Origin of the sequence: Amycolatopsis kentuckyensis, from assembly GCF_041679295.1 — a bacterium.
GTDB lineage: Bacteria > Actinomycetota > Actinomycetes > Mycobacteriales > Pseudonocardiaceae > Amycolatopsis > Amycolatopsis kentuckyensis_A.
Map to the genome: position 1 here is coordinate 390663 of NZ_JBGDMD010000010.1, position 11779 is coordinate 402441.

At 70.7% G+C, this 11779-nt stretch carries 11 protein-coding genes and 1 tRNA gene; 7 read left to right on the forward strand and 5 right to left on the reverse strand.

The window, feature by feature from the left end:
- Positions 1 to 66: 66 nt before the first annotated feature.
- A complete protein-coding gene (gene aceE / locus ACERZO_RS38250; RefSeq protein WP_372670859.1) occupies positions 67 to 2862 on the reverse strand; it encodes a pyruvate dehydrogenase (acetyl-transferring), homodimeric type in 2796 nt (931 codons plus the stop codon).
- 417 nt (positions 2863 to 3279) lie between these two features.
- Between aceE and ACERZO_RS38255 the strand changes: the two genes are divergently transcribed.
- From ACERZO_RS38255 to ACERZO_RS38270, 4 genes are all read left to right on the forward strand, one after another.
- Positions 3280 to 3711: a DUF3052 domain-containing protein gene (locus tag ACERZO_RS38255; protein WP_086672523.1), complete on the forward strand. Its 432-nt coding sequence runs from the start codon at positions 3280 to 3282 to the stop codon at positions 3709 to 3711.
- A 72-nt stretch (positions 3712 to 3783) separates the two neighbouring features.
- Positions 3784 to 4245 (forward strand): peroxiredoxin, encoded by a 462-nt coding sequence (locus tag ACERZO_RS38260; protein ID WP_372670860.1) that lies wholly within the window; start codon positions 3784 to 3786, stop codon positions 4243 to 4245.
- Positions 4246 to 4287: 42 nt separating this feature from the next.
- A tRNA-Val gene (locus ACERZO_RS38265) sits at positions 4288 to 4359 on the forward strand.
- Positions 4360 to 4705: 346 nt separating this feature from the next.
- Positions 4706 to 5212, forward strand: coding sequence for a hypothetical protein (locus ACERZO_RS38270; RefSeq protein WP_372670861.1), 507 nt, complete (start codon positions 4706 to 4708; stop codon positions 5210 to 5212).
- A gap of 215 nt (positions 5213 to 5427) precedes the next feature.
- Here ACERZO_RS38270 and ACERZO_RS38275 read toward each other — a convergent pair whose 3' ends face one another.
- Positions 5428 to 5928 (reverse strand): carboxymuconolactone decarboxylase family protein, encoded by a 501-nt coding sequence (locus tag ACERZO_RS38275; RefSeq protein ID WP_372670912.1) that lies wholly within the window; start codon positions 5926 to 5928, stop codon positions 5428 to 5430.
- 125 nt (positions 5929 to 6053) lie between these two features.
- Between ACERZO_RS38275 and ACERZO_RS38280 the strand changes: the two genes are divergently transcribed.
- Positions 6054 to 6518, forward strand: coding sequence for a MarR family winged helix-turn-helix transcriptional regulator (locus ACERZO_RS38280; protein WP_372670863.1), 465 nt, complete (start codon positions 6054 to 6056; stop codon positions 6516 to 6518).
- Here the strand turns inward: ACERZO_RS38280 and ACERZO_RS38285 are convergent.
- Together ACERZO_RS38285 and ACERZO_RS38290 are read right to left on the reverse strand one after the other, a co-directional pair.
- Entirely contained in the window at positions 6515 to 6931 is a 417-nt protein-coding gene (locus tag ACERZO_RS38285) for a cupin domain-containing protein (protein WP_372670865.1), read from the reverse strand. The genes ACERZO_RS38280 and ACERZO_RS38285 overlap by 4 nt on opposite strands.
- 13 nt (positions 6932 to 6944) lie before the next feature.
- Positions 6945 to 8432, reverse strand: coding sequence for an AMP-binding protein (locus ACERZO_RS38290; protein ID WP_372670866.1), 1488 nt, complete (start codon positions 8430 to 8432; stop codon positions 6945 to 6947).
- Positions 8433 to 8463: 31 nt separating this feature from the next.
- On the opposite strand from ACERZO_RS38290, the gene ACERZO_RS38295 reads away from it, so the two are divergent.
- Together ACERZO_RS38295 and ACERZO_RS38300 are read left to right on the forward strand one after the other, a co-directional pair.
- A complete protein-coding gene (locus ACERZO_RS38295; RefSeq protein WP_372670868.1) occupies positions 8464 to 9600 on the forward strand; it encodes an acyl-CoA dehydrogenase family protein in 1137 nt (378 codons plus the stop codon).
- 39 nt (positions 9601 to 9639) lie between these two features.
- A complete protein-coding gene (locus tag ACERZO_RS38300; RefSeq protein ID WP_372670870.1) occupies positions 9640 to 10587 on the forward strand; it encodes an SDR family NAD(P)-dependent oxidoreductase in 948 nt (315 codons plus the stop codon).
- Here the strand turns inward: ACERZO_RS38300 and ACERZO_RS38305 are convergent.
- On the reverse strand, positions 10584 to 11744 hold the full coding sequence (locus ACERZO_RS38305; protein ID WP_372670872.1) for an aminotransferase class V-fold PLP-dependent enzyme: 1161 nt from the start codon (positions 11742 to 11744) through the stop codon (positions 10584 to 10586). The two genes, ACERZO_RS38300 and ACERZO_RS38305, sit on opposite strands and share 4 nt — an antisense overlap.
- Positions 11745 to 11779 lie beyond the last annotated feature (35 nt).

Sequence of the window (11779 nt, forward strand, 5' to 3'; positions counted from 1 at the left end):
ATCAACTCCTCAGCGAGCGGGACCCGGCAGACATCAGATGTCTGCCGGGTCCTTTCTAGCACCAGGTCACGCGTTCCCGGCGTCCGACGTCTGCGGCCCGGCGGCCGCGATGTCGTCGAGCCGGTACTTCGTGGCCGCTTCGAGCACCTTCGCCTGGTCGACCTCGCCGCGCTTGGCGAGGATCGACAGGGCGCCGACCGTGATCGACTCGGCGTCGATCAGGAACTTCCGCCGCGCGGCGGGGCGGGTGTCGGAGAAGCCGAAGCCGTCCGTGCCGAGCGTCAGCATGTCGGTCGGGACGTACGGGCGGATCAGGTCCGGCACCGCGCGCATCCAGTCCGACACCGCCACGACCGGCCCGTTCGCGCCCTTCAGCGCCTCGGTGACGTACGGCACGCGCGGCTCGCTGCCCGGGTAGAGCAGGTTGTCGTGGTCGATCTCGACGGCCTCGCGCCGCAGCTCGGTCCACGACGTCGCCGACCACACCGCGGCCCGCACGCCCCACTCCTCGGCCAGCAGCTTCTGCGCCTTGAGCGCGTCCGGCATCGTGACGCCCGAGACCAGGATCTGCACCTCGGGACCGTCGCCTTCGGGGGCGTCGGCGTACTTGTACAGACCCTTCAGCAGGCCGTCGACGTCGAGGTTCTCCGGCTCGGCGGGCTGCTGGTACGGCTCGTTGTAGATCGTCATGTAGTAGAAGACGTTCTCGCCGTTGCCGTCCGGGCCCGTCTCGCCGTACATCCGGCGCAGGCCGTCCTTGATGATGTGCGCGATCTCGAACGACCACGCCGGGTCGTACGCGACCGCGGCCGGGTTGGTCGCCGCCAGCAGCAGCGAGTGCCCGTCCGCGTGCTGCAGGCCCTCGCCGGTCAGCGTGGTGCGGCCGGCGGTGGCGCCGAGGACGAACCCGCGGGCCATCTGGTCGGCGGCGGCGTAGAGGCCGTCACCGGTCCGCTGGAACCCGAACATCGAGTAGAAGATGTAGATCGGGATCATCGGCTCGCCGTGCGTCGCGTACGACGTGCCGACGGCGGTGAACGACGCGGTCGAGCCGGCCTCGTTGATGCCCTCGTGCAGCAGCTGGCCCTTCTCGGACTCCTTGTAGGCCAGCATCAGGCTCGCGTCGACCGACGTGTACGTCTGGCCGTGCGGGTTGTAGATCTTGGCCGTCGGGAACATCGAGTCGAGGCCGAACGTGCGGGCCTCGTCCGGGATGATCGGGACGACGCGCTTGCCGATCTCGGAGTCCTTCGCCAGCTCGCGGACCAGCCGGACGAACGCCATCGTCGTGGCGACCTCCTGCTTGCCGGAGCCCTTCCGGATGCCCTCGTAGACCTTGTCGCCGGGCAGGACGAGCGCCTTGGCGGCCTTCGGGCGGCGTTCCGGCAGGAAGCCGCCGAGCGCCTTGCGGCGGCCGATCAGGTACTCGATCTCGGGCGAGTTGGCGCCCGGGTGGTAGTACGGCGGCAGCTTCGGGTCGCGCTCGAGCTCTTCGTCGCTGATCGGGATCCGCTGGGAGTCGCGGAACAGCTTCAGGTCGTCGAGGGTGAGCTTCTTCATCTGGTGCGTGGCGTTGCGGCCCTCGAACGCCGGGCCCAGGCCGTAGCCCTTGATGGTGTGGGCCAGGATCACCGTCGGCTGGCCGTGGTGCTCCAGCGCCGCCTTGTAGGCCGCGTAAACCTTGCGGTAGTCGTGGCCGCCGCGCTTGAGGTTCCAGATGTCGGCGTCGGAGAGGTCCTTGACCAGGTCCTTCGTCCGCGGGTCGCGGCCGAAGAAGTGCTCCCGGACGAAGGCACCGTCGTTGGCCTTGTACGTCTGGTAGTCGCCGTCCGGCGTCACGTTCATCAGGTTGACCAGGGCGCCGTCGCGGTCGGCGTGCAGCAGCGAGTCCCACTCGCGGCCCCAGATGACCTTGATGACGTTCCAGCCGGCGCCGCGGAAGTACGACTCCAGCTCCTGGATGATCTTGCCGTTGCCGCGCACCGGGCCGTCGAGCCGCTGCAGGTTGCAGTTGATCACGAAGGTCAGGTTGTCGAGGCCCTCGCCGGCCGCGACGTGGATGAGGCCGCGGGACTCGGCCTCGTCCATCTCGCCGTCGCCGAGGAACGCCCAGACGTGCTGGTCGTCGGTGTTCTTGATGCCGCGGTCGCGCAGGTAGCGGTTGAACCGGGCCTGGTAGATGGCGTTCATCGGGCCGAGGCCCATGGACACCGTCGGGTTCTCCCAGAACTCCGGCATCAGCCGCGGGTGCGGGTACGACGGCAGGCCGCCGCCCTCGCCGGCGTGGCTGTACTCCTGGCGGAAGCCGTCGAGCTGCTGCTCGCTCAGGCGGCCCTCGAGGAACGCGCGGGCGTAGATGCCGGGGGAGGCGTGGCCCTGGATGTAGATCTGGTCGCCGCCGCCGGAGTGGTCCTTGCCGCGGAAGAAGTGGTTGAAGCCCACTTCGTAGAGCGCGGCGGAGGAGGCGTAGGTCGAGATGTGGCCGCCGACACCGACGCCGGGGCGCTGCGCGCGGTGCACCATGATCGCCGCGTTCCACCGGATCCACGCGCGGTAGCGGCGCTCGATGTCCTCGTCACCGGGGAACCAGGGTTCGTTCTCGGTGGGGATGGTGTTGACGTAGTCCGTCGAGGTCAGCGCGGGGACGCCGACGTTCCGCTCGCGGGCCCGCTCGAGGATGCGCAGCATCAGGTACCTGGCCCGCTGCTGCCCGCCCCTCGCCAGAGCCTCGTCGAAGGAGTCCAGCCACTCGGCGGTCTCCTCCGGGTCGATGTCGGGCAGGTGCGCCGCCAATCCGTCACGGATGACGCGTACGCGTGCCGGGGTCTCCTTGCCGGAGGCGCCGTCGTTCTGCGGGGCCAAGGGGTCTCCTTGCGAAAAGTTGTAGCCGGTGGTGCTCGTCCTCGGGGGTGTACGACTCTCCATCGTCGTCTTCCGTCCCGGCTTCCGCACCGCTACTTGGCGGTAACATCGGCCGACCCGGTCGAGCCACTCCCCGCGCGCGGTGTATCGCGCGCGCGTTTTCTTCTCCACCACCCTAGGGGACGGCACCCGATGGGGTGGCACACCGGTCGCGCGAGGTACCCGAAACGCTCTCGCGGAGGCCCGGTCGCGGGCCGTATCCTGCGACACGAGTTGTCAAAGATCCGGTGTGGACGGTTGCGCGCGGAGCCCTACCAGTGTTCGCTATCGGCAACCGGGTCGCCGAGTGTGGCGCCGCCGTACCCTCTCCAGGGGTGCCGGACGCCACACTCCGTCGTAGTTGGAGGAGTGAAAGCAGTGGTCGCCGCGGGAGACGCTGATCAGAGCAGCGTCGCCGAGAGGCTCGGCATCAAGCCCGAGATGGTGGTCCAGGAGATCGGCTGGGACGAGGACGTCGACGACGACCTCCGCGCGGCGATCGAGGAGCAGATCGGCGGGGACATCCTCGACGAGGACGCCGACGAGGTCATCGACGTGGTGCTGCTGTGGTGGCGCGAAGACGACGGCGACCTGGGCGACGCGCTCATCGACGCCAGGGGCCCCCTGGAGGAGACCGGCGTCATCTGGGTGCTGACCCCCAAGACGGGGCAGCCGGGACACGTCGAACCGAGCGAGATCGCCGAAGCCGTGCCGGCCGTCGGGCTGGCCCAGACCGCCAACATGAGCGTCGGGGCGAACTGGATCGGGACTCGCCTGGTCTCCCCGAAGTCGAAGTCCAAGCAGCGCTGAACCGGTCCCGCCCGGCTGACACGATAGGGTTGTCGTCGCAGGCACGTGTCCGTACGGGAGAGGAAACGCGGTATGACCGTCGAGGTCGGTTCTGAGGCCCCTGACTTCACGCTCAACGACTACAACAAGCAGCCGGTGCAGCTGTCGTCCTTCCGGGGTGACAAGCCGGTCCTGCTGGTCTTCTACCCGTTCGCGTTCAGCGGCATCTGCACCGGCGAGCTGTGCCAGCTCCGCGACGAGTTCGCGGACTACGACAACAAGGGCGTCCAGGTGCTGGGCGTCTCGGTCGACACGCCGTTTTCGCTGAAGGCGTGGGCCGAGAAGGAGGGCTACCAGTTCCCGCTGCTGTCCGACTTCTGGCCGCACGGCGAGGTGGCCCAGGCGTACGGGGTGTTCAACGACGCCGCCGGCCTGGCGGTCCGCGGGACGTTCCTGATCGACACGTCCGGCGTGGTGCGGTTCGCCGAGGTCAACGCCCCGGGTGAGGCGCGCGACCAGCAGGGCTGGAAGAAGGCCGTGGCCGAACTGGCTTGATTTCTCCCGGGCGGCGGTCCCTCTTCGGGGCCGCCGTCCGAGGGGCGCATAGCTCAGCGGAAGAGCACTCGGCTTACACCCGAGCGGTCGCAGGTTCGAACCCTGCTGCGCCCACGGTTCTCGGGGTGAGGTGTGTTCGCGGAACGCGCGAACCGGCTCGCCCCGTCGTGTCTCCTGGGGGTGCAACCCCCAGACCCCGCCCGGGGGCAAGCCCCCGGACCCCCGCCGTGGTTGCGTTGGGGACGAAGGGCTCGCTTGGGTGTCGGTTTGCATAGGCCTCGGCCTGGCCCACCGGCAGTTAGTCCGATCGTGTGAGCTTCGGTCGAACCATCAACCGCTCTCCGGTTCAGGCGTGAGCCACCCGCCGGATGTGGCGGCGCGGGTGGGAAGCGCACGTCACCGTTCGGCAAGGGCACTGCGTCGGCAGTTGTCCTCGCGCGCGAACGAGAGCGAGAAACGCATGCGATCGACGAGGTTCACGAAGCGCCGCGGCGGGGTCGTCGCCGTGGTGCTGATGGCGCTGCTCACGCTGGTGCTGACGGCGCCGTCGGCCTCCGCGGCGGTGCGGAGCTGGTCGCCGGATCCCTTTCCGACCCCCTCCAACTGGTACTGCGCGGACAAGTCGCGCGAGGTGTACTCGTGCCTGATCAACTCGAGCGACGGCACCCAGTCGGTCTACAAGGCGGTGCTGGTCGTCACCAACTACACCTCGGTCGGCTACCAGATGAGCGCGCCGGTGGCCAACATCTGGAGCACGCCCAGCCCGGCGCAGCTGATCCAGGGCGACTCCTGCTACGCCAGCGCGTTGTCCGCCGGCTACACGGCGGCCTGCTACGGCAGCTGGGTGAAGCGTTCGACCGTCTGCGCGACCCGCCCGAACGCGGCCACCATCACCGCCAACGTCGCCGTTTCCTACGGTGGGGTCCGGACCACGGTCGTGAGTCCGGCGTTGGCCGTGAACTGCTGATTCCCCCGGTCACCCCGCTGCCGGAGGCTGCGTCGCCGGCGGCTGGGGTGGCGGCGGCTGCGCTGTCGGCGAGGGACACGCTCCAGCGGATGTCACGGGCCAGGCCGGCCCAGCCCAGCACCCGCACGCCGGCGTGGAGCGGCCCCGCGCCGAGCACGACCCAGGTCGTGAAGTTGGCGTCGAGGACGTGAAGATCGACACCAACGGCACCGCCGTCATACCGCGGCAGCTTGCCACTCGTGCGCCGCGAAGGCCTCGTCCAGTGGTGCGCCCGTCAAGCGGTTCGCGAACGTCGACAGCGTGTACGTCCCGATGCCCAGCACCACCTCCAGGGCGTTCCGGGTCGTGTACCCGGCCTCGGTGAACGCCGCCAGCTCCGACGGCGGGACGTCGCCCGTCGTGTTCAGCACCGACACCACGAACCGCCGCAGCGCCTCCAGCCGCGGCGAAGGCAAGGCCGACTCTGCCCGCAACGCCGCAACCAGCTCCGGTGCGGCCGACATACCCGTCAGGGAAGCCGTGTGCATCGCCACGCACAGGTGACACCCGTTGCGGGCCGCCACCGTCATGATCAGGACTTCGCGGTCCAGCGCCGGCAGCGTCGACGACTCGAAGATCGCGTTGAGCTTGAGGAAGCCGTTCAGCAGCTCCGGTGACGTCGCCAGGCGCGCGACGGCGGCCGGGACGCGGCCGAACTTCTTCGCCGTGGCCGCCATCGCCGGGCGGGCGGCCGGGGGTGCAGACTCCGGGGTGTGATCGGGGAACAAGACGTCTCCAGACGTAGGATCGACAACGTGGTTGTCGAAACCGTAAACCTGGTTGTCGAAAAGGGCAAGGGGCAATGACCGACACGCCCGGCTACGAGCTGCCCTTCCTGCTCTTCGGGGGCTTCCGCACGCTCATCGACCGCCTCCACGCCGAACTTGCACGCCGTGGGCACCCCGACGTGCGGCCGTCGTACGGCTTCGCCATGCAGGCCATCGGCGTCGCGGGCGCGACGGCGTCGGAGATCGGCCGCCGCCTCGGCGTTTCCAAGCAGGCGGCGGGCAAGACGGTCGAGCGGCTCGAGGCGCTCGGGTACGCCGAACGCGCCGACGACCCGGACGACGCGCGCCGCAAGATCGTGCGGCTCACCGCCCACGGCGTCGACGCGCTCACGAAGTCCGCGGAAATCTTCGACGACCTGCGCAACGACTGGGCCCGCGCGGTCGGCGCCGAGCGGATCGGCGCGCTCGAGGCCGACCTGCGGAAGGTCGTCGGGCCCGCGGCCTACCGGCTGGACGCCGCGGGGTGGTTCTCGAGCTAGAAGCCGCAGCCCGGGTCCGGCGCGTCCTCCGACAGCGGGCTGCCGGCGGGGAGCACGTACAGGACTTCGAGCACCAGCGGCGTCGACCCGAGGTTGCGGCCGATGTGCACCTGGTCGGGCTTCTCCGTGAACGCGCGCCCGGTGCCGAAGATGCCGTCGATGCTGCAGTCGGCGAGGTTGTGCGTCAGCGTCCCGGACTTCACGTACGCGTAGAGCGTGCCGTCGTGGAAGTGCCAGCCGGTGTAGCCGCCGGGCTGGACGGTGATCTCCCGCAGCGTGTAGTCGGTGTGGCCGATGGTCTTCTGGGCCAGGATCGTGCCGGTGACGCCGCTGCCGGGGGTCGCCGACGCGGTTCCGGAAGCGAGCGTGACGGCGAAGGCGGTGGCGGCGAAGATCGTGACGGTCTTGCGCATCGGGCAGTTCTCCTCACGATGAGCGCAGGGTGCGCCGCACCATCTTGCCCGATTCGGTGCGCGGCAGGCGATCGGTGAAGTCGAACCGCTTCGGCGTCTTGAACCCGGCCAGTGCCGCCCGGCAGTGCTCGGCGAGCCGCGCGGCCAGGTCGTCGTCCGGGGACACGCCCGGCACCGGCTCGACGACGGCGACGACCCGCTGCCCCCACTCCTCGTCCGGCTCGCCGATCACCGCGACGTCGGCGACGGCCGGGTGCGCGAGCAGCCGCGCCTCGATCTCGGCCGGGTAGATGTTGACGCCGCCGGAGAGGATCAGGTCGGTCCGGCGGTCGAGCAGGAAGACGCGGCCTTCGGCGTCGCGGTAGCCGAAGTCGCCGACGGTGATGAACTCGCCGGATCGGGCGGCCGCGGTCTTCTCCGGGTCGCCGAGGTAGTCGATCGCCGTGTGGGCCGAGCTGAAGTAGATCGTGCCCGGTTCGCCGGCCGGCACGGCCACGCCGTCGTCGTCGAGGATCTTCAGCCGCACGCCGGTCAGCGGCCGGCCCACCGTGCCCGGCGCCGCCAGCCACTCCGAAGCCGTGACGCCGCAGATCAGTCCTTCGGAGGCGCCGTAGTACTCGTGCACGACGGGGCCCAGCCAGGCGATCATCCGTTCCTTGACCTCGCGCGGGCACGGCGCCGCGCCGTGGATGACGCTGGTCAGGCTCGACGTGTCGTACCGCGCGCGGACGTCCTCGGGCAGCCGCAGCATCCGGTGGAACATCGTCGGCACGAGGTGGGTGTCCGTGACGCGGTGCTCCTCGATGAGCCGCAACGTCTCTTCGGCGTCGAAGCGGTCCATCAGCACCGCGCTGTGCCCGAGGTGCATCGCGTTGACGGCGAACGAACCGGGCGCCGCGTGGTAAAGCGGGCACGCCACCAGGTGCACCCCCGGTCCCGGGAGAACGCCGAACGAAGCCAGCAGATCGCGGTGGATCGGGTGCAGCGACGGCGGTTTCCCGCTCAGCGCGCGCCGGACGCCCTTCGGTCGGCCGGTCGTCCCCGACGTGTAGAGCATCGTCTGGCCCGCGGTCCTGGGCTCCGGCGGCGTCGACGGCTCGTCCTCGCCCCAGGTCGCGTAGTCGCCCCAGCCCTCGGCCGGGCCGACCGAGAACCGCGGCAGGTCGAGGTCGCATTCCCGCGCGATGTCCGCGTCCGCGACCACCACGCGGGCGCCGCTGTTCGCCACCACATAGGCGATCTCCGCGGCGGAGGACCGGTAGTTCACCGGCGTGAAGTACATCCCCGCCTGCAGCGTGGCGAACAGCAGCTCGAAGTAGGGGAGTCCGTTGTGGACGATCGCGACGACGCCGTCGCCCTCCCCGAGCCCCAGCCGGTGCAGCGCGTGCGTCAGCCGGTTCGCCCGGGCGGCCAGCTCGCCGAAGGTCGCGGCCGTCCCGTCCGGCGCGAGCACCGCGAGCCGGTCCGGGTGCTGCTCGGCGACGTCGAAGAAGGTGCTCACGGCTCGCACGCTACCGGGTACCGTGCGACGCATGGACGCGGAGCTTTTCGGGCAGGTTCTCGGCGCGGTGCGGGACTTCGTGCGCAAGGAGGTCGTGCCGCGCGAGGCGGAGATCGACGAGCGCGACGAGATCCCGGCCGAGATCCGGGAAAAGGCCGCCGAGCTGGGCCTGTTCGGCTGGGCGCTGCCCGAGGAGTACGGCGGGCTCGGCCTCGGCATGGCCGAGGACGTCCGGCTGGCGATCGAGCTCGGCCACACGACCCCCGCGTTCCGGTCGCTGTTCGGCACCAACAACGGCATCGCCGGCCAGGCGATCGTGCACTACGGGACGCCGGACCAGCGCACCCGCTGGCTGCCCCGGCTGGCGGCCGGGCAGGCGATCGCGTCCTTCGCGCTCACCGAAGCCGAGGCCGGCTCCGACCCGGGCGGGCTGACCAGCCGCGCGGTCCGCGACGGCGACCGCTACCGGCTGTCGGGCACCAAGCGGTTCATCACGAACGCGCCGCTGGCCGAGGTCTTCGTCGCGTTCGCGCGCACGGACCTCGACAGCACCGGCAGCCGCGGCATTTCGGCGTTCCTGGTGCCCGCGGGCGCGGCCGGCGTCACGGTCGGGCCGCACGACGCCAAGATGGGCCAGGCCGGCGCGTGGACGTCGGAAGTGGTCTTCGACGACGTCGAGCTGCCGGCCGACGCGCTGGTCGGCGAGGAGGGCAAGGGCTTCGGCATCGCGATGGCCTCGCTCGCCCGCGGCCGGCTGCACATCGCGGCCCTGTGCGTCGGCATGGCGGAACGCGCGCTCGCCGAAGCCGTCGAGTACGCGCGGACGGCCCGCCAGGGCGGCCGCGTGATCGGCGAGTACCAGCTCGTCCAGGCGCTGCTCGCCGAGTCGCACGCGGAACTCGCGGCCGGCCGCGCGATGGTCCACGAGGCCGCCGCGAAGTACGACTCGGGCGAGGACCGCAAGCTCGGCCCGTCGTCGGCGAAGCTGTTCTGCACCGAGATGCTCGGCCGGGTCGCCGACCGGGCGGTCCAGGTGCACGGCGGGATGGGGTACGTCCGCGGCGTCACGGTCGAGCGGATCTACCGCGACGCCAGGCTGTTCCGCATCTACGAGGGCACCAGCGAAATCCAGAAGCTCGTCATCGCGCGGCAGTTGCTCAAGGACTGAACTTGCGCTGGAGTCCACTCCAGGACTTAGCGTCGGGTCATGACCACTCCACAGCACAAGATCGGCTCGGGGTTCGGGGCCGGGACCACCGCGGCCGAAGCCGTGGCGGGGATCGACCTGACCGGCAAGCTCGCCATCGTCACCGGCGGCTACTCCGGCATCGGCCTCGAAACCACCAGGGCGCTGACCGCCGCGGGCGCGCACGTCGTCGTCCCGGCCCGCCGCCGCGCCACGGCCGAAGAAGCCCTGCGGGGCTTCGGAAACGTCGAGATCGACGAGCTGGACCTCGGCGACCTCGACAGCGTCCGCGCGTTCGCCGAGCGGTTCCTCGCGTCGGGCCGCGGGATCGACGTCTTCATCGGCAGCGCCGGGATCATGGCGCTGCCCGAGACGCGCGTCGGGCCCGGCTGGGAAGCGCAGTTCGCGACCAACCACCTCGGCCACTTCGCCCTGGTGAACCGGCTTTGGCCGGCCTTCAACGCCGGCGCCCGCGTCGTTTCGGTGTCCTCGCGCGGCCACCACTACGGCCCGGTCCGCTTCGACGACCTCGACTTCCGGCAGGGCTACGACAAGTGGCTCGCCTACGGCCAGGCGAAGACGGCGAACGTCCTCTTCGCCGTCCACCTCGACCGGCTGGCGCGCGACCGCGGCGTCCGCGCGTTCGCCCTGCACCCGGGCCGGATCCTCACCGAACTCGTGCGCCACCTGGACCGCCAGGAGCTCGTCGACGCCGGCATGCTCGACGAGGCCGGCCGGGTCACCGGCGGCGCGAAGACGCCGGAGCAGGGCGCCGCGACCCAGGTCTGGGCGGCGACGTCCCCGCAGCTCGACGGACTCGGTGGCGTCTACCTCGAGGACTGCGACATCGCCGAGCCCGCGCCCGCCGACGGCACCCGCACCGGCGTCAAGGACTACGCGATCGACCCGGTGCTCGCCGAGCGGCTCTGGACGGTGTCGGCCGAGCTGACCGGGGTGACCGCCTTCTAGAGCTTGCCCACCAGCAGGTCGATCTCGTCTTCGGTGTTGTAGTAGTGCACCGACGCCCGGACCAGGTCCGGCAGGTCGCGCGCGGTGAAGTCGTACTGGGCCGACGTCCGCGACGACACCGACGTGTTGATGCCCGCCTCGGCGAGCCGGGCCTTGATCTCCGCGGCCGGGGTGCCGTCGAGGCTGAACGTGACGATGCCGCACTTGCGGGCGCCGACGTCGTGCACGCGCGCCCCGGCTTCGGCGAGCCGGCCGCGCAGCGTGGCCGCCAGGGAAGCGACGCGCTCTTCGATGGCGGCCAGGCCCCAATCGAGCGCGTAGTCGATCGCCGCGCCGAGGCCGAACACCGCCGCGAAGTCGCGTTCCCACACCTCGAAGCGCTTGGCGGTCGGGTCGACGACGTACTCCGTCGGCGACTCCCAGCTCGCCGAATGCAGGTCGAGCATCGCCGGCTCCAGGCGGTCGCGCAGCCGCGGGTGCACGTAGAGGAATCCGGTGCCGCGCGGGCCGCGCAGGTACTTGCGGCCGGTCGTCGACAGCGCGTCGCACTTCAGGCGCGAGACGTCGAGGTCGAGCTGGCCGGCGGACTGGCACGCGTCGAGCAGGAACGGGATGCCGGCCGCCTCGGCGACCGCGCCGATCTCCTCGGCCGGGTTGACCAGCCCGCCCTGGGTGGGCACGTGGCTGACGGCGATCAGCTTGACGTCGCCGTCGACGCGCCGCTTCAGGTCTTCGACGTCCAGCTGCCCGGACTCGTCGTCGCCGACCACCTCGACGACCGCGCCGGTCCGCTGGGCGACCTGCAGGTAGGCGATGGCGTTGCTGGCGTACTCCGCGCGCGAGGTGAGGATCCGGTCGCCGGCTTTGAAGGGCAGCGCGTAGAAGATCGCCTGCCACGACCGGGTCGCGTTGTCGGTGAGCGCGATGTCGTCGGGTCCGCCGCCGACGAGCCGCGCTGCCGAGGCGTACACCGCGGCGAGCCGGTCGGCGGCCTCCGCGGCCGCTTCGTAGCCGCCGACCAGCGCTTCGTGGCGCAGGTACTCGACGACGGTGTCGGTCACGACGGCCGGCGGGAGCGCCGAACCGGCGTTGTTGAAGTGGACCACTTCGGCGCAGCCGGGCGTTTCACGGCGGGCGCGGTCGACGTCGAAGGTCATGTGAACTGAATACAGTAGCTCTCTTCTGTATGCAA